Source organism: Sandarakinorhabdus glacialis (genome assembly GCF_014643455.1).
In the GTDB taxonomy this organism is placed as follows: Bacteria; Pseudomonadota; Alphaproteobacteria; order Sphingomonadales; family Sphingomonadaceae; genus Sandarakinorhabdus; species Sandarakinorhabdus glacialis.
The window spans coordinates 52,531-68,812 of the sequence record NZ_BMJM01000009.1 but is presented as its reverse complement, the minus strand read 5'-3'; the positions used below and the strand labels follow the sequence as shown (position 1 = coordinate 68,812).

Here is a 16,282-nt window from a genome sequence, read left to right as displayed (position 1 = left end):
GCGTTGATGGGCGCACTCACCGCATTCGACGTCGTCGTTGGAATCCTCGTCGTGATCGCGGCGCTGGCCGGGCTGGCGCGCGGCTTCGTCGGCGAGGTGGTGTCGCTGCTGGCCTGGGTAGCAGGCATCGTCGCGGTGCGATTTTTCTATACGCCGGCGAAGGCGCTGGCGGCCGGCTTCGTCGGCACGGAGTCGGGCGGCGCGATCCTGGCGCTGGTGGTACTGTTCCTCGGGGCGTTCATTGCGGTTCGATTGGTCGGCGGCCAGATCAGTTCAGGCACGCGCAACTCGATCGTCGGTCCGGTCGACCGCATCCTCGGGCTGGGGTTCGGCGCGGCAAAGGGCGTGCTTGGCGCGGCGCTGTTGTTCCTGCTGGCGAACATGACCTTCGAAACGATCGACCCGGGCGAGCCCAAGCCCGAATGGCTGCAGGAGGCCCGGACGGCGCCGACGCTGGCGATGGTATCGAAGGCGCTCGTCGATTTTGTCGAAGAACGCCGCCGGGTGGCGCCCGATACGGCATCGCTGGAGCCGCATGCCGGGATTGCGCTGCCCGGCGATGACGGCAACGCCGACGACGGCGACGGCTATGGCCGCAAGGAACGCGGCGCGCTCGAGGCGCTGCTCGACAAGCAGGAGAAGGCGTCGCCATCGACGCCGATATAATGACGATCCGCCTGTATAATACGCTGTCACGCGCCAAGGACGTGCTGGCCCCGGGCGACCCCGACCGGGTGACGATGTACGTCTGCGGCCCGACGGTCTATGGCCGCGCGCACATCGGCAATTTCCGGCCGGCGGTGGTGTTCGACCTGCTGCAACGCCTGCTCCGCCACACATATGGCGCCGACAAGGTGCTTTACGCGCGTAACATTACCGATATCGACGACAAGATCATTGCCGGCGCTGCCGAGGAAGGTGTGTCCATTGAGACCATCACCGAGCGCTATGCCGGGCTTTATCGCGCCGATGGCGCCGCGCTGGGCGTCCAGCGGCCCGATTTCGAGCCGCGGGCGACGACGAGCGTGCCGGCGATGATCACCATGATTGATGCGCTGGTGACGCGCGGCTCGGCGTATGCGGCGCAGGGACATGTGCTGTTCGATGTGCCGGCGTTCGCGGGTTACGGCGCGCTGTCGCGGCGGCCCCTGGATGAGATGATCGCCGGAGCGCGGGTCGAGGTGGCGCCGTACAAGCGGTCGCCGGCCGATTTCGTGCTGTGGAAGCCGTCGGATGCGGATCAGCCGGGGTGGGATTCGCCGTGGGGGCGCGGGCGGCCGGGCTGGCATATCGAATGCTCGGCAATGATTGCCGAGGCGCTGGGCACCACGATCGATATCCATGGCGGCGGGCAGGACCTGCAGTTCCCGCATCACGAGAACGAGCTGGCGCAATCGACCTGCGCGCACGACGGCGCGCCGCTGGCGCGGATATGGATGCACAACGGCTTCCTCAACATGGGCAGCGCGGCGAAGATGTCGAAGTCGCTGGGCAATATCGTGACGGTCGGTGAATTGCTGGCGCAGGGCTGGCACGGCGAGGTGCTGCGGCTGGCGCTGCTTAGCGCGCATTACCGCCAGCCGCTTGAATGGAACGACGATCTGCTTGCCGATTCGAAGGCGCGGCTCGACCGATTTTATGGCCTGCTGCGCGGGCAGATGGTGCCGGATGCGGCGCCCGATGCGGACTTCGTTGCCGCGTTGTGCGACGATCTCAACACGCCGCAGGCGCTCGCGGTGCTGGCGCGGCTGGGCAATGCGCGCGACCTGGGGGGGCTGCTGGCATCGGGGCGACTGCTCGGGCTGCTTGGTGAGACGCCCGAGGACTGGTTCAAGGCACAGGCGGGCGGCAGCGGGGACGATGCCGCGATCGAGGCGATGATCGCGGCGCGGACGGCCGCGCGAGCGGCGCGCGATTTCGCCGAATCGGATCGTATCCGTGACGCATTGACGGCGGCGGGGGTGGTGCTTGAGGATGGCGCGGCGGGCACGAGCTGGCGGCGGGCATAGCTGCGCGGGCGTGACGGGAGTGGGCACGATGCGCGGGGTTCTTGCGGCGGCGTTGTTGCTGGCCGGATCGAGTGCGCTGTCGGCAAGGGTGCCAGCGCCCGTGCCGGCGTCCGACCTGATGATCCGCCAGGCCTCGCCGGGTATCGAGTGGCGCTGGCGGATGGCGCCGGAAACGGCGACCCAGCAGGCGTTGCTGCGATCGATGCGCACCGAGGCGCTGGGCGAGGCGGCCAAGGCGCGGCGGGCAGCGGCGAAGGATCTCGCCAGCGCGCAGGCGGCAGGCTTTCCGTTCCGGCCGTACGAGACGATCAACGACTGGACGCTGGCGGCGGACACGCCGCGGCTGTTGTCGCTGGCGCTCGAGACGTGGAGCCATACCGGCGGCGCCCATGGCAACACCGGTTTTGCGGTCAGGATCTGGGACAAGACGGCACGGCGCAGCATCGGCATCGACGCGCTGTTCACCGACTGGCCGCGTGCGCGTAAGCTGATCGAGCCGCAATATTGCCGGATGCTGGCGGAGGAACAGCGCCGCCGCCGTGGTGAACCAACCGGTGGCGCCTTCGATGCCTGCCCCAGCCTTGCCGAACAGCCAATCCTGCCCTGGGCCGGGCTCGGGCAGGTGGCGAGCCAGTACCGGGTCTTGCTCGGGCCGTATGTGGCGGGGCCTTATTCGGAAGGGTCGTATTTGGTGACCGTACCTTGGCCCGACGGTATCGAGACATTGGTCAAGCCGGAGTACCGCGCCGATCTTTTCGGGCCGGCACGCTAGAACGTTTTTGTGAGTGCCACCCGCAAGTGCGCCGTCTCTGCCTCCCCCTCTAGGGGGAGAGAAAGCGGGTTTGCCCTAGCGACACCGCCAGCCTTGACCTATATCGGCTGGCATGTCCGAAGCGCTTTACAACACGCAGATTCTGCGGCTTGCCGCGTCGACGGCCGACCTTGCGCGGCTGGCCGCGGCCCAAGGTAGCGCGATCAAGGTGTCGCCGGTGTGCGGCAGCAAGGTAACGGCCGATATCGACCTCGATGACGCCGGCCGGGTAGCACGCGCCGGGTTCGAGGTGCGCGCCTGCGCGCTCGGCCAGGCATCGGCCGCGCTCGTCGCCGCGGAAATCGCCGGCAAAAGCGCCGCGGAGCTGGCGGCGGCGCGCACCGAACTGGCCGATTGGCTCGGCGGGCGCAGCGAGGCCGTGCCGGAATGGCCGGGGATGGCGGTGTTTGCGCCGGCGCGGCCGCACCGGGCCCGGCACCCTTCGATCCTGCTGGCGCTGGATGCCGCCATAGCCGCGGGTGAAAAAGCGGCCGATTCCGTTATTATGTCCGCGACCTGATCTTGGCGGGGAGTCATATCCCGGCGTTCCTGCCGGAAGCCGTCGTCTATCTTGGTGCCAGCGTCGTCCTCGTGCCGTTGTTCACTCGTTTCAAACTGGGTGCCGTGCTCGGTTATCTGGCCGCCGGCATCATCATCGGGCCGTCGCTGCTCGGGCTGGTCAACGAGCCCGAGCGCGTGCTGCAATTCGCCGAATTCGGCATTGTCCTCCTGCTGTTCGTCATCGGCCTCGAACTCCAGCCTTCGCGTCTCTGGGCGCTACGGCGCGATATCTTCGGGCTGGGCGCCGCGCAGGTCGTTCTGTCCGGGCTGGCGCTGACCGGGCTGGTGCTGATGCTGACCAGTTTCACCTGGCAGGCGGCGCTCGTCGTTGGCCTGCCGCTCGGCCTGTCGTCGACGGCGCTGGTCATGCAGTTGCTCAACGAGCGCAAGATCGCCGGCACCGAATTCGGCGAGCGCAGTTTCTCGATGCTGTTGTTCCAGGATCTCGCTATCGTGCCGCTGCTGACCATTGTCGCCGCACTGTCGCGGGTGCCCGATCCGGATGCGCTGCCGGGCTGGCAGATGGCGCTGATGACGGTGGGGGCGCTGGCGTTCCTGGTTGTCGTCGGGCGTTTCGCGCTGCCATGGGTGTTCCGCATCATCGGCACGCTCGGCGCGCGCGAGGCTTTTGTCGCCGCCGCGCTGTTGTCGGTGCTCGGCAGCGCGTTGCTGATGGCGTCGCTCGGCCTGTCGATGGCACTGGGCGCGTTCGTCGCCGGCGTCATGCTTGCCGAATCGCCGTATCGCCATGCGCTCGAGGCCGATATCGAGCCGTTTCGCGGGCTGTTGCTGGGGTTGTTCTTCGTCGCCATCGGCATGACGCTCGATCTCGGCGTGGTCGCCGGGCAATGGGCATTGGTGGCAGCCCTGGTGGCCGGCGTGATGGCGATCAAGACTGGCGTCGTCTTCGTGTTGGCGCGCGGCTTTGGCACCGGCACCATCCGCGCCTTCCAGATGGGGCTTTTGCTCAGCCAGGGCGGCGAATTCGGCTTCGTGCTGTTCGCCGAGGCGGCGCGCGGCATGCTGATCAGCCGCGAGGCGGCACAACTGTTCGGCGCCGTGGTAACGATCTCGATGGCGCTGACACCGCTGTTGTTCCTGCTGGCGTCGCGGTTGCAGGTGGCGCGCACCGGCGCGGCGCTCGACGGCCCCGAAAACGCCGTCCACGGCGACGAGGCCGAGGGCCGCGCCATCATCGTCGGCGTCGGGCGCTTTGGGCAGGTGGTGGCGCAGATGCTGCGCGGCCGCGGCATCGAGGTCCTCGCAATCGATCTCGATTCCGAGCTGATCGAAGTCTCGCGCAGCCTCGATATCGCGGTCTATTACGGCGACGGACGCCGCATCGAGATCCTGCGCGCGGCGGGCATCGAACGCGCTGACTTGCTGGTCATCGCCATCGAAGGCGCGTGGGACCCCGCCGCGACGCTGGCGCCGATCCGCGGGCAGTGGCCCGACCTGCCGATCATGGCGCGCGCCTTCGATCGCACGCATTGGGTGACGCTGCGCCGATCGGGCGTCGAGACGGTTGTGCGCGAGACCTTCGACAGCGCCATTCATATGGGCCGCGAGGCGCTCGGCGTGTTCGGCACCTCCGATTCGATGATCGACGCCATCGAGGCCGAATATCGCCGGCGCGACGGCGATCGGCTCGACCTGCAGCTGGTCAGCGGCGATTTCCGCGCCGGGGCGGACCAGCTGATCCGCGGGCGGTTGAGTTTCGATCCCGCAGCGCTCGGCGAAATCCCCTTCGACGACGAGATGGAAATCGTCCCCTAGGCCTGAAACTGGCGGAAAGTGATGGGGTGACGGGTTCGGCGGCCGGGCCTAGACGATGATGGTAGCCAGGAGACCCACCATGACCCAGTCCCGTGAAATCCGCCTTAAATCGCGCCCGGACGGCTTGCCCTCGGCGGCCAATTTCGAAGTTGCAACCGTCGATGTAGCGGCGCCGGGCGCCGGCGAGGTGCTCGTCCGCAACACCTGGATGTCGGTCGATCCGTACATGCGCGGCCGCATGACCGACCGCGCCAGCTATGTGCCGCCGTTTGCCCTTGGCGAAGCGCTCCAGGGCGGCGCGCTTGGCGAAGTCGTCGCCTCGAACGCCGAAGGCTTTGCGCCGGGCGACCTTGTATCGTCGTTCTTCGGCTGGCGCGAGAGCTTCGTCGCCCCCGCCGCCGCGCTCGAAAAACTGGCGCGGGCCGCCAATGTCCCCGACCAGGCGTATCTGGGTGTGCTCGGCATGCCCGGCCACACTGCCTATGCGGGCTTGCTCGAGATCGGCCAGCCCAAGGCCGGCGAGACCGTGTTCGTTTCGGGCGGCGCCGGCGCCGTCGGGTCGGTCGTCGCGCAGATCGCCAAGATCAAGGGCTGCACCGTCGTCGCAACGGCGGGCACCGACGCCAAGTGCGACTGGCTGCGGGCGCGCGGCGTCGACCATGCCATCAACTACAGGACCTGCGGCGACCTGCTCGGGGCGGTGCGCGCCGCCGTGCCCAAGGGCATCGACATCTATTTCGACAATGTCGGCGGCGAACATCTCGAAGTCGCCATCGAGGTCGCGCGGCCCTATGCGCGCTTTGCCGAGTGCGGGATGATCTCGGGTTACAACGCCGCGGAAATGACCGGGCCACGTAACATCATCCAGGTCGTCGGCAAGTCGCTGCGGATCCGCGGCTTCATTGTCAGCGAGTTCGCGGCGCTGCGGCCGCAGTTCCTTGCCGACATGACCGGCTGGATCGCCGATGGCCGGATCAAGTGGGAAGAGACCGTCCTCGACGGCGTCGAAAAGGCGCCGGATGCCTTTATCGGACTGTTTTCGGGAGGCAATACCGGCAAGATGCTGGTGAAGCTCTGACCCTTAAAGCCGCGCAAGCGCCGAACCCGATTGTCGCGGGCGGCGTCGCCGTCGCCGCGCTGTCGGCAGCGTCGCAATTCGAATTTGCCATCGGCCCGGTGCCGATCACGTTGCAGACGCTAGTCGTGACGATGGTCGGCGGCTTGCTCGGCTGGCGGCTGGGGATGGCGGCGGTCGTCGCCTGGCTGGCGCTGGGCGCGGCGGGGCTGCCGGTGCTGGCGGGTGGCAGTGGTGGGTTAGCCAAGTTTGCCGGGCCGACGGCGGGCTACCTGCTGGCGTTTCCGGTTGCCGCTGGGCTTGTGGGTTGGCTGGCCGAGCGCGGCTGGATGCGCGGGCTCGGGCGGGCGCTGGCGGCGATGCTGCTGGGCAATGCGGTGTGTTTGGTGATGGGGGCTGCTTGGCTGGCGGCTGTTATCGGGGGGCCGCAGGCTTTGGCGGCGGGGTTGTGGCCGTTTTTGCCGGGGGCTGTGGTGAAGTCGCTGGTGGCGGCGGGTCTGGTTTGGCGGTCGCGGAGGCGGGTGGAGCGGTTGGCGTAGCTTTGCCGAGACGGTGCTGCGGGGTGATCACCCCCACCCGCCGCTCCAAGAGGAGCGAGTCGCCTCCCCCCTCCAGGGGGAGGACCAGGTCAGTCGTGTTTGGGTTGGAGCCTGGTGGGCCAGGGGGCGGCGATGTCTTCGAGGATGACCTCGAGGACTTCGGTGCGGGCGCGCAGGGCAGGGCCGCCGGCAAAGGTCAGGATGACATGGTCGGCGTCGCGCGTCAGGCTGAGCAGGTCGAGGACGGCGTCGGGCGTGCGCGGCCAGTTCTGGCGCTGGACAGCCTCGACGGTCTCGATCCGGAGCGCGCTGCGCACCCGGCTGGGGGCGGTCGCTTCCCAGCGATAGCGGTTGACCAGCAACACCAGCCGGCGGCCGCGCTTGTCGAAGGCGAGGTCCTCGGCGCGCAGGGTCGCGTCCTGGAGCAGCGCCGAAATGGCGGGCAGATCCTCCGGGGTCTGGCCGAGCAGCGTCAGGCGTTCATCGCGCATTGGTCAGCCGTCCGAGATGCGTTCGATATCGGCGCCGACGGCGGAAAGCTTTTCCTCCAGCCGTTCATAGCCGCGATCGAGGTGGTAGACGCGCGACACGGTGGTCTCACCGCTGGCCGCCAGCCCGGCGAGAACGAGGCTCATCGAAGCGCGCAGGTCGGTCGCCATGACCTGTGCCCCGTGCAGCCCGCCGACGCCGCGAACCACCGCCGAACGCCCGCGAACGGTGACGTCGGCACCCATTCGCGCCAGTTCGGGCACGTGCATGAAGCGGTTCTCGAAGATCGTCTCGGTCAGCAGCGAGGTGCCCTCGGCGACCGCCAGCATCGCCATGAACTGCGCCTGCATGTCGGTGGCGAACCCCGGATAGGGCGCCGTCGAGATATCGATGCCGCGCATCGCGCCCGGCCGCTTGACGATGAGGCCGCCCTTGACCGGGGTAATCTCGACGCCGGCCTCGCGCAGTGCCTCCAGCGTAGAACCGAGATCGGCTTCGGTGGCGCCGACGAGTTCGAGCTCGCCGCCGGTGATGGCTGCGGCGCACGCGTAGGAGCCGGCCTCGATGCGGTCGGGCATGACGGCGTAGGTCGCGCCGTGAAGGTCGCGGACGCCTTCGATGTGGAGGGTTTCGGTGCCGATGCCCTCGATGTGTGCGCCCATGGCGACAAGGCAGTTACACAGGTCGACGATTTCGGGCTCGCGAGCGACGTTTTCGAGCACCGAAGGGCCGCGTGCGAGGACGGCGGCCATGACGGCGTTTTCGGTGGCGCCGACGCTGACCATCGGGAAGGTGTAGCGGCCACCTGGCAATCCGTTTTTGGCGCTGGCCTTGACGTAACCGGCGGCCAGTTCGATTTCGGCGCCAAGGTGCTCGAGCGCCTTCAGGTGAAGATCGATCGGGCGGTTGCCGATGGCGCATCCGCCGGGAAGCGAGACGGTGGCCTCGCCGGCGCGGGCGACCAGCGGGCCGAGGACGAGGATCGAAGCCCGCATCTTGCGGACGATGTCGTAGGGCGCCACCGTCGAGGTGATGCGGTTGGCGCGGAGCGTCATGACGCGGCCGAATTCATCGGGATGCGTGCCCTCGATGGTCGTCGAGACACCGTGGTTGTTGAGCAGGTGGCCGAAGGTATCGATATCGGCGAGGCGCGGCAGGTTGCGCAGCGTCAGCGGCTCGTCGGTCAGCAGCGCGCACGGCATCAGCGTGAGCGCTGCGTTCTTGGCACCGGAGATAGGAATGCGGCCTTTGAGCGGGCGGCCACCGCGTATGACGATCTGATCCATCAACGCGTGTTAGCGCGTGTCGCGGGGCTGCGCTACTGCGCGGTAAACACCGCCATCTGGCTGGCGCCGCCGAGCACGGGGTGGGCGCCGGCGATGTTGGTGCAGGCGACGCCATAGCCACGGCGCGCGGCGACCCCGTTTGCCCAGCTGCGGAACTTTGCCCGGTCCCATTCGAAGCGGTGGCCGGGGTGGCGGAAACGATGCGCCGGCACGCCCAGCAAGCCATTGAACTCGGCGTTGGGGGTCGTGACGATGACGCTTTGGGGGCGGATATGCACGAAGATTGCGCGCTCGAGCACCGATAGCTGGCCCGGATCGATATGCTCGATCGTCTCGATCAGGATCGCGCAATCGAAACCGCGCAGCCCGCTGCCGTCGGTCATCGAGCGCTGGATGATCTCGATCTGAGCTGTCGCCAACGCGCCCAGCGCCGCCAGCCGCACCCTCAGCCGGTCGAGCACGCTGCGGTCGAGATCGATCGCGGTGATCCGCCGGACATGGGGCTCGACGGCCAGGCGCACCAGCAAGTCGCCATCGCCGCACCCGAGGTCGACGATATCGGTCGCACCGCAGTCGAGCACGGCCTTGTGGGCGGCCTCCAGCCGTTGCTCATGCCACCAGGTCGTCATGCTGGCCTCTGCGGGCGTGTCGCCTTCGAGTGATAGTGGTGCTGCTGGGTCAAGCCGGTAAACTGTCTTAACATCTTAGTGTCTTACGTGAATGGAGGGCGCTCGGTCGCGAAGTCACAGGCGGTATTCAGCGCCAGGATCTGGCGCGAGCCGCGGCCTCCTGTGCGGCGTCGAGCGGGGTCCCGGCCATCGCGGCATCGACCGCGGCCAGGACCTGCGGACTGTTGCCGGATGCCATGCGATAATCGCCGCCCGGGCCTGGCTGCGCCGTTTCCAGCGTCCTGATCGTCCAGCGGTCGTCGGCGCGACAGGCGATGCCGGCCTGTGTCGGGGCAGACCAGGTTCGGCACAGCTTTCCGTCATGGGCCCGGAATGTCAGGACGAGCCGAATGGCGCCGGTCTGTTCTGCGGAGGCAAGTCGGGTATCGAGCAAATGGGCCAGATTGCCTTGCGCGAGCACGGCATTGGAAGGCGAAGTCGAGCTTGGGACGTTGCGACCGATCAGCGTGCCACCGATCATGCCGAAAAACAGCGTCGCGGCGAGTGCGGCCCAAGTCGGCATGACGAAACGGCGGCTCAGGCCCGGCGATGCACGCCGGCGGAAAGCGACGACAGTATCGGGAGCCGTCCCAGGGTCGGCGTTCGTTGTCGGTTCTGCCAGCAACGGCGCGAAGCCCTTGCGCAGGCGATCGGCAATCTTGCGGTGGGTGTCGGCCAATCGCGCCAGTGCCGGGTCGGCAGCGACGGCGGCGGCAACACGCGCTGCTTCCGTCGGCGCGAGTTCGCCGTCCAGCCACGCCAGCAGTTCGGCTTCGTCAACGGTCATGATCGGATCCCAGCAATGCGACCAGCGCCTGCCGGCCGCGCAACATTCGGCTCGACACGGTGCCGATCGGCAGGTCGAGCACCGCGGCTGCCTCGGCATAGCCCAGGCCCTCGATCGTCACGAGCGCCAGCACTTCGCGTTGTTCGTCGGGCAGTTGGTTGAGCGCCCGCACCAGTGCCGCCAGTTCCGACCGCGCCTCGAGTTCGGCGAGGGGATAGACACCGACCGCCAGCCCGTCTTCCTCGGGCGACAGCTTGCCGTCCTGCCGGCCCCGCGCTCGCACCGTGTCGATCCACTGGTTGCGCACGATGCGAAACAGCCAGGCATCGAAGCGTGTCCCGGGCTGCCATTGGTCCCGCGCCCGCAAGGCGCGCTCGACGGCGCCCTGCACCAGATCGTCGGCATCGGCCGACGAACGCGCCAGTGCGCCGGCGAACCGTCGCAGGCGCGGCAGCAGCGCGGTCAGTTCGCAATCGAACGCATTCAAAGGCAGTCCTTGGCAGCATCGTGGAAGAAACGCTGGCGGCGCATCGTTTATTCCCTCGATATGCCGCAAAAGGACCTTTCATGCGAAGAATCATCGTCATCACGGCACTGGTGCTGGCGGCCGCGCCCGCTTCGGCCCAGCTGTTGCCGGGCGGAATCGGCGGCCTGACCGGCGGGCTGACGAGTGGTTTGCCGCTTCCCGGTGGCCTGCCCGGCGGTTTGACCGGAGCGGGACAGGCGGGGGCGATCGCTGGCGAGCCCCTGGGCGCGCTCGGCGGTTTTGCCGGGCGCGAGATTCCCGCCGCGCGCGAACTGCTCGACCTGCGGCGGCTGCGCTTGCGGACGCTGGTCCGTGACAACGACAAGGCACTCGATGTCGATACTGAGCGCAATCCCGTGCGCCGCGGCGAGCTGATCGCCATCGATCTCGACGCGGCGCAGACCGAAAAGGTGAGCGCCGCCGGGTTCACGCTGCTGCGCGCCGACAGCGACACGGGCGTGCCGACGACCATCCTGCGACCGCCGGCGAAGATGCCGTTGAAGCGCGGCCTTGCCGCGCTGCGGGCCCTGCTGCCCGAAGCCAGCTTCGACTATAACCATGTCTATGAACCGGCCGGCGCGGCGCTGCAGACGGGTGGTACGGCGCGGGCCGGCACGGCGGTCGGCGGTGTCATCGGCCTGATCGATGGTGGCGTTGCGGCACATTCGTCACTCACCAAGGCGAATATCGAGCAACGAGGCTTTGCCGGGCCGGTCACCGCGACGGGACACGGCACCGCGATCGCGTCGCTGCTCGTCGGGCAGGCCGACAGGTTCACAGGGGCAGCCCTGGGCGCGAGCCTGTTGGTGGCCGATGTCTATGGCGGGTCGGCGGCCAATGGCTCGGCCGAGGCGATCGCCCGCGCGCTGGCGTGGCTCGATGCGCGCGGCGTTCGCATCGTCAATATCAGCCTTGTCGGACCGCCGAACATCCTTGTCGAGCGCGCCATCGCCGCCAGCCGCAAGCATGGCATGCTGGTCGTCGCTGCCGTCGGCAATGACGGACCTGCCGCGCCGCCGCTCTATCCCGCCTCCTACGACGGGGTCATCGCCGTCACCGGAGTCGATGGCCGGGAACGCGCGCTTGCCGAGGCCGGCCGGGCGAGCCACCTCGATTTTGCGGCACCCGGCGCCGACTTGGCGGCGGCGATTCCGGCCGGCGGTTTTGCGCTGGTTCGCGGCACGTCGTTCGCCGCGCCGCTGGTTGCGGCACGTCTTGCCGTTATGCCCGGCGGCATCGCGGCGGTTTCGGCCGAAGCGCGGCCGGCACGCGCCGGCAAGGTCGGACGCGGCATCGTCTGCGGTGACTGCCGCAACAACGATCCCGTGCTTTTGAAAAAAGTGCGGCGCTGACGGGAAGAAGCGCCGGTCCCGCGTCGTTAGCCTGATGTAGCCGGTCGCCGATCGGCACAAGCAGGAGACACTCGATGCGAAATTCAATGATCGCAGTTGCCGCCGCAACTGTCGCGCTTGGCGCGATGCCGGTGGCGGCTCAGTTATTCGGCGGTGCCGGCGGCGCCGGCGGCGGGATCGGCGGGGCCGTAAGCGGCGTCGTCGGCGGCGCCGGCAATTTGGGCGGCAGTTCCGGCCTCGGCAGCGTGACGCAATCGGTGACCGGGTCGGTTACGGGCAACGGCAGCGGCAGCGTCAGCAAATCCGTCGACACACGCAGCGGCACGGCCAGCGCCGGTGGCGGCATCGCCGGAACGATCAGCGGCGCGGTTGCGGGCGTTACATCGGTTGCCGGGCCAGCCGGTGCGATCGGCGGCGGCACCGCGCTTGCGGGCTCGCAGTCGGTGGAGCGGAGCGGCAGCGGGTCGGTTACCGCAATCGGTACGGACGGTGTCGGCAGCCTGGCCGGGCAAGCTGCCGGGGCTGCAAATGGTGGTGCGAACAGCGCCCTCGTCGGCGCCGCCAGTGCCGGGCAGGCAGCGCAGGGCCAGACTGCGGCCTCCGGCCAGGCCGTCGGCGATGGCGCCTTGGCCGGCGCGACCCGCGCCGACGGCGTTGCCGCAAACGCGGGCGGGATTGCCGCAAACGCTGGCGAACCGGCCAGCCTGTCGGGAAGCGGTTCGGGCAATGCCTCGGGCAACGGCGCGATCGCTGCCCGCGGACCGGCAAGGGCCTCGCGCAACCCGCCAGCCTGAGCATATCAGGGGCAGGCTGCGATTTGGCGGCCTGCCCCTGTTTTTGAATGGCTACGGACCGCGTCGCGCCAAGCCAGCCCCGACAAGCTAGGACCCCTTGGGCGGGATTGCGCGGCAGGCGGTGAAGTCTTAATGATTTGTGCGGGACTCAGAATTCCCGGGGGGATCATTCATGACCGAGCTGCATTTCACGACATTGTTTCCGCTGTCGACGCTGGCGATCATCCTGGCGGTGTTGGTGTATTTCGGGCTGGGCTTCGTTGCAGCCAAGGCGCGCGTGACGTGGAATGTGCCGGCGCCGATGCCGTCGGGCCATGTCGAGTATGACAAGCGGTTCCGGGTGCACATGAACACGCTCGAGCAGCTGGCGCTGTTCCTGCCGGCGATGTTCCTCGCGGCGCCGGTGCTGGGCGATGCGATTGCCGGCGGGCTGGGGCTGGTGTGGTCGATCGGGCGGCTGGTTTATGCACGCGCTTATTATGCCGATGCCGCCAAGCGTGGGCCGGGGTTCGGGCTGACATTCCTGCCGACTTTGGTGCTGCTGGTGTCGGCAGCCTATGCTGCGGTGCGGGCCTTGATCGGATAGGGGGGACACCCCCACCCGGGCCGGCGGAGACGCCGTCTCTCGCCTCCCCCCTCGAGGGGGAGGACAAGACTATCTGGGGTCGATCGGGGTCAGGTGGCCCAGCCTTGCCTCGATGGCTTCGCCGGCGCCCAGGCAGAGGTCTTCGCGGAAGCGGTCGCCGATGATCTGGACGCCCAGGGGCAGGCCACCCGCCATGCCGGTGGGGACGCAGACGACGGGGAGCCCGAGCAGGTTCATCGGGACGACGAAGCGCATGAGCTCGCCGACTTCGGTTGAGCTACCCGGGCCGGCGATGTCGAAGCCATGGGGGAATTGCGGCTGGCACCACGTCGGCCCCAGGATGAGCGGATAATCGGCGAGGAACGCGCTCCAGGCGCGGGCAACGGTGTGGCGGCGGACCTGGAGCTGGACGCTGCCGGGGAAGTCCTGGGAGCCCTGGACCGACAGGAAGGATTTGAGGAAGCCCATCGCATCGGGCGACAGGATCTGGCCGAGCAGGTCGGACATCAGGCCGAATTCCCATGCCAGCCACTGGCTCCAGACGGCGATGGCTTCCTCCACCATCGGCGGCGTGATTTCGGACACGTCATAGCCGGCGTCGGACAGCGCGTCGGCGGCGGCACGGACGCCGGCGCTGATGCTCGGGTGAGTGGCGCCGCCGGGCGGCGCGGTGACGACGGCGACCTTGATGCGGCCGGCGAGGCTGGGGCCGGTGAGGGGCGCCGGGACCGAGACAGGGTCGCGCGGATGGGGGCCGGCGAGAACCGATAGCGCGAGGCGGAGATCGCCGACGTGGCGCGCCATCGGGCCCTCGACGGCCATTAGCTGGGCGGCGAGGACAGGGCTACGCGGTTCGATGGCGCTGGCCCAGGGGATGCGGCCGAGGCTGGGCTTGAGGCTGGCGATGCCGCAGGCGAACGCGGGGTTGCGCAAACTGCCGCCGATATCGTTGCCGAGGCCGAGGGGGGACATGCCGGTGGCAAGGGCAGCACCTTCGCCGCCGCTCGAACCGCCGCTGGTGCGGCTGCCGTCGAAGGGGTTGCGGGTGAGGCCGTAAAGGCCCGAATCGGTGTGCACGCGGAGCCCCATGTCGGGCATGTTGGTGCGGCCGATGGGTATGGCGCCGGCGGCCTTCATGCGCTGGGTGACGGGAGCGTCTTCATCGGGGAAGGCCTGCGCGAAGGCGGGGACTCCGTGGGTGGTCGGGGTGCCGGTGAGGTCTATGTTGGATTTGACGGTGATCGGGACGCCGTGGAGCGGGCCGAGTTCGCCGCCGGACGCGACCGCGGCATCGGCGGCATCGGCGGCGGCGAGGGCCGAATCGGTGAGCACCGTGACGATGGCGTTGACGGCGGGATTGACCGCGGCGATGCGCGCCAGATGCGCCTCGATGACGGCGCGGGAAGTTGTCTGCCGGGCGGCGATCATCGCGGCGAGGCTGGTGGCGGATTGCTGCCAGAGTTCGATGGCCATCACGGAGTCTCCCCAATTTTGGGTGATTATGGCGCGATTCGTTGCGGAGGATACCTGTTCAAATCCGGCTGGCGGCGGCGCATCGGGAAGCCTAGCCTGACGCAAAAATGGGGAGAGACGGAATGACACGGTTGGTTGGGCGGGTAGCCTATGTGACGGGGGCGGCAAGCGGCATCGGGCGGGCGGCGGCAGTGGCGCTGGCGCGCGAGGGTGCCGGGGTGTTCCTGACCGATATCGACATGGACGGCGGCCGCGAGACGGCGAAAATGATCGAGGATGCCGGCGGACGCGCCGAGTTTCGCGGGCAGGATGTGGTCGAGGAGGACCGCTGGGCCGAGCTGGTGGGCAAGGTGATGCGGATCTTCGGGCGACTCGACGTGCTGGTCAACAATGCCGGTATCGGCACCGGCTGCGCCGTTACCGAGATGACGCTCGACCAGTGGAACCGGCAGGTGGCAATCAACCTCACGGGCGTGTTCCTCGGCACCAAGCACAGCATCCCGGCGATGCGCGCCGACAAGCCCGAGGGCAGCTATCGCGGCGGGTCGATCATCAATATCTCGTCGGTGGCCGGATTGGGCGGGTCGGCGGGGCTGGCGGGCTATTGCGCCACCAAGGGCGGCGTGCGGCTGTTCACCAAGGCGGTGGCGATGGAATGTGCGGCCGCCAAGGACGGTATCCGCTGCAATTCGGTGCATCCGGGGATCATCGACACGCCGATCTGGACGAAGATCGACGAAGTCGGGACGTTATCGGCCGGGCTTGGCCTGCCGGCGGGGTCGAACACCATCGATCCAGGGCTGCTCGGCATGGCGGCGCCGCTGGGTTATCCGGGACAGCCCGAGGACATCGCCGACGGGATCGTGTTCCTGGCGTCGGACGAATCGCGGTACATGACGGGGACCGAACTGGTCATCGATGGGGGATGGACGGCACACTAGGGTCGGGTCAGACCTTCAGCGGGGCGACGTTGAGGCCGTTGTCGGGTGCGCAATCGGGAAGTTCGGCGTAGCGGGCGCTGCGGCCGTCGCGGCTGATCCAGACGCGGAGCGAGGCGAGTTCGGGGCAGGGCAGGTAGCGCCAGCGGAATTCCCAGCCGTCGGCCCATTGCATGTCCTCGCGGCCGGTGAAGGCGCGGGGTGGTTGACCGCTGGTGCGGGCGTACTGGACCTGCAGCTTGTCGGCGATCTTGGCGGCGGTCGGCGCATCGATGTCGCGGTGGAAGACGCCCATGGCGATGGCGATGACAAGTGCCAGTGCGATACCGGCAAGGACCAGGCGGCGAATCGTGATTGCGGAGAGGCGCGCCATCATGGGCGCGGGAGCGCCGGCGTACTGCTGGTGGGGATGCCAACGCCTTTGGCCAGTGCGGCGAACAGGGCGGCGACGAGGGTTCGGGCGGGGCAGACGGTCATTTCGGGCAACACTAGCCGGGGCGAGGGCGGGTGGCGAGGGGGGCGGGGTGCGTCAGGCGGGCGCGGGTAATTCGGCTCGAGCTGGCGTATTCGTGCCGGCTGGGGGGTGTCGCTCGTTGACAGGACGGAGATGTT

At 68.4% G+C, this 16,282-nt stretch carries 18 protein-coding genes; 11 read left to right on the top strand and 7 right to left on the bottom strand.

Going from position 1 to position 16,282, the window contains the following annotated elements:
* Window positions 1–6: 6 nt before the first annotated feature.
* From IEW98_RS12515 to IEW98_RS12485, 7 genes are all read left to right on the top strand, one after another.
* Complete coding sequence (locus tag IEW98_RS12515; RefSeq protein ID WP_188763295.1) at window positions 7–666, top strand: CvpA family protein; 660 nt, start codon at window positions 7–9, stop codon at window positions 664–666.
* Window positions 666–2,009: a cysteine--tRNA ligase gene (gene cysS, locus IEW98_RS12510; protein WP_188763294.1), complete on the top strand. Its 1,344-nt coding sequence runs from the start codon at window positions 666–668 to the stop codon at window positions 2,007–2,009. Before IEW98_RS12515 ends, cysS begins: the two co-directional genes overlap by 1 nt.
* 28 nt (window positions 2,010–2,037) lie before the next feature.
* Entirely contained in the window at window positions 2,038–2,781 is a 744-nt protein-coding gene (locus tag IEW98_RS12505; RefSeq protein ID WP_188763293.1) for a DUF4163 domain-containing protein, read from the top strand.
* A gap of 112 nt (window positions 2,782–2,893) precedes the next feature.
* Window positions 2,894–3,340, top strand: a complete 447-nt coding sequence (locus IEW98_RS12500) for an iron-sulfur cluster assembly scaffold protein (protein ID WP_188763292.1) — start codon at window positions 2,894–2,896, stop codon at window positions 3,338–3,340.
* 2 nt (window positions 3,341–3,342) lie between these two features.
* On the top strand, window positions 3,343–5,157 hold the full coding sequence (locus IEW98_RS12495) for a monovalent cation:proton antiporter-2 (CPA2) family protein (protein ID WP_243450747.1): 1,815 nt from the start codon (window positions 3,343–3,345) through the stop codon (window positions 5,155–5,157).
* A 79-nt stretch (window positions 5,158–5,236) separates the two neighbouring features.
* Window positions 5,237–6,235, top strand: a complete 999-nt coding sequence (locus tag IEW98_RS12490) for an NADP-dependent oxidoreductase (protein WP_188763291.1) — start codon at window positions 5,237–5,239, stop codon at window positions 6,233–6,235.
* Complete coding sequence (locus IEW98_RS12485; RefSeq protein WP_503826711.1) at window positions 6,136–6,771, top strand: biotin transporter BioY; 636 nt, start codon at window positions 6,136–6,138, stop codon at window positions 6,769–6,771. The genes IEW98_RS12490 and IEW98_RS12485 overlap by 100 nt, the downstream gene beginning before the upstream one ends.
* 89 nt (window positions 6,772–6,860) lie before the next feature.
* Here the strand turns inward: IEW98_RS12485 and IEW98_RS12480 are convergent, their stop codons facing one another.
* The 5 genes from IEW98_RS12480 to IEW98_RS12460 form a co-directional block, all read right to left on the bottom strand.
* Window positions 6,861–7,262 carry a DUF2948 family protein gene (locus IEW98_RS12480; protein ID WP_188763290.1) on the bottom strand — a complete coding sequence of 134 codons (402 nt, stop codon included), beginning with the start codon at window positions 7,260–7,262 and terminating at the stop codon, window positions 6,861–6,863.
* Window positions 7,263–7,265: 3 nt separating this feature from the next.
* On the bottom strand, window positions 7,266–8,546 hold the full coding sequence (gene murA / locus IEW98_RS12475) for a UDP-N-acetylglucosamine 1-carboxyvinyltransferase (protein WP_188763289.1): 1,281 nt from the start codon (window positions 8,544–8,546) through the stop codon (window positions 7,266–7,268).
* 32 nt (window positions 8,547–8,578) lie between these two features.
* On the bottom strand, window positions 8,579–9,175 hold the full coding sequence (locus IEW98_RS12470; RefSeq protein WP_188763288.1) for a methyltransferase: 597 nt from the start codon (window positions 9,173–9,175) through the stop codon (window positions 8,579–8,581).
* Between the two features lie 127 nt (window positions 9,176–9,302).
* On the bottom strand, window positions 9,303–10,001 hold the full coding sequence (locus tag IEW98_RS12465) for an anti-sigma factor (RefSeq protein WP_188763287.1): 699 nt from the start codon (window positions 9,999–10,001) through the stop codon (window positions 9,303–9,305).
* On the bottom strand, window positions 9,991–10,488 hold the full coding sequence (locus IEW98_RS12460) for an RNA polymerase sigma factor (protein ID WP_188763286.1): 498 nt from the start codon (window positions 10,486–10,488) through the stop codon (window positions 9,991–9,993). The genes IEW98_RS12465 and IEW98_RS12460 overlap by 11 nt, the downstream gene beginning before the upstream one ends.
* Before the next feature lie 80 nt (window positions 10,489–10,568).
* Here IEW98_RS12460 and IEW98_RS12455 point away from each other — a divergent pair, with 80 nt between their 5' ends.
* The 3 genes from IEW98_RS12455 (at window position 10,569) to IEW98_RS12445 (ending at window position 13,259) form a co-directional block, all read left to right on the top strand.
* Window positions 10,569–11,879, top strand: coding sequence for a S8 family serine peptidase (locus IEW98_RS12455; RefSeq protein WP_188763285.1), 1,311 nt, complete (start codon window positions 10,569–10,571; stop codon window positions 11,877–11,879).
* An 86-nt stretch (window positions 11,880–11,965) separates the two neighbouring features.
* The gene (locus IEW98_RS12450) at window positions 11,966–12,673 is read left to right on the top strand and encodes a hypothetical protein (RefSeq protein ID WP_188763284.1); all 708 of its coding nucleotides are present in this window, start codon (window positions 11,966–11,968) and stop codon (window positions 12,671–12,673) included.
* A gap of 172 nt (window positions 12,674–12,845) precedes the next feature.
* A complete protein-coding gene (locus tag IEW98_RS12445) occupies window positions 12,846–13,259 on the top strand; it encodes an MAPEG family protein (protein ID WP_188763283.1) in 414 nt (137 codons plus the stop codon).
* Window positions 13,260–13,328: 69 nt separating this feature from the next.
* Here the strand turns inward: IEW98_RS12445 and IEW98_RS12440 are convergent, their stop codons facing one another.
* Window positions 13,329–14,732: an amidase gene (locus IEW98_RS12440; protein WP_188763282.1), complete on the bottom strand. Its 1,404-nt coding sequence runs from the start codon at window positions 14,730–14,732 to the stop codon at window positions 13,329–13,331.
* A gap of 122 nt (window positions 14,733–14,854) precedes the next feature.
* On the opposite strand from IEW98_RS12440, the gene IEW98_RS12435 reads away from it, so the two are divergent.
* Window positions 14,855–15,673, top strand: a complete 819-nt coding sequence (locus IEW98_RS12435) for an SDR family NAD(P)-dependent oxidoreductase (RefSeq protein WP_188763281.1) — start codon at window positions 14,855–14,857, stop codon at window positions 15,671–15,673.
* Window positions 15,674–15,680: 7 nt separating this feature from the next.
* Here the strand turns inward: IEW98_RS12435 and IEW98_RS12430 are convergent, their stop codons facing one another.
* Window positions 15,681–16,046 carry a hypothetical protein gene (locus IEW98_RS12430; RefSeq protein WP_188763280.1) on the bottom strand — a complete coding sequence of 122 codons (366 nt, stop codon included), beginning with the start codon at window positions 16,044–16,046 and terminating at the stop codon, window positions 15,681–15,683.
* Window positions 16,047–16,282 lie beyond the last annotated feature (236 nt).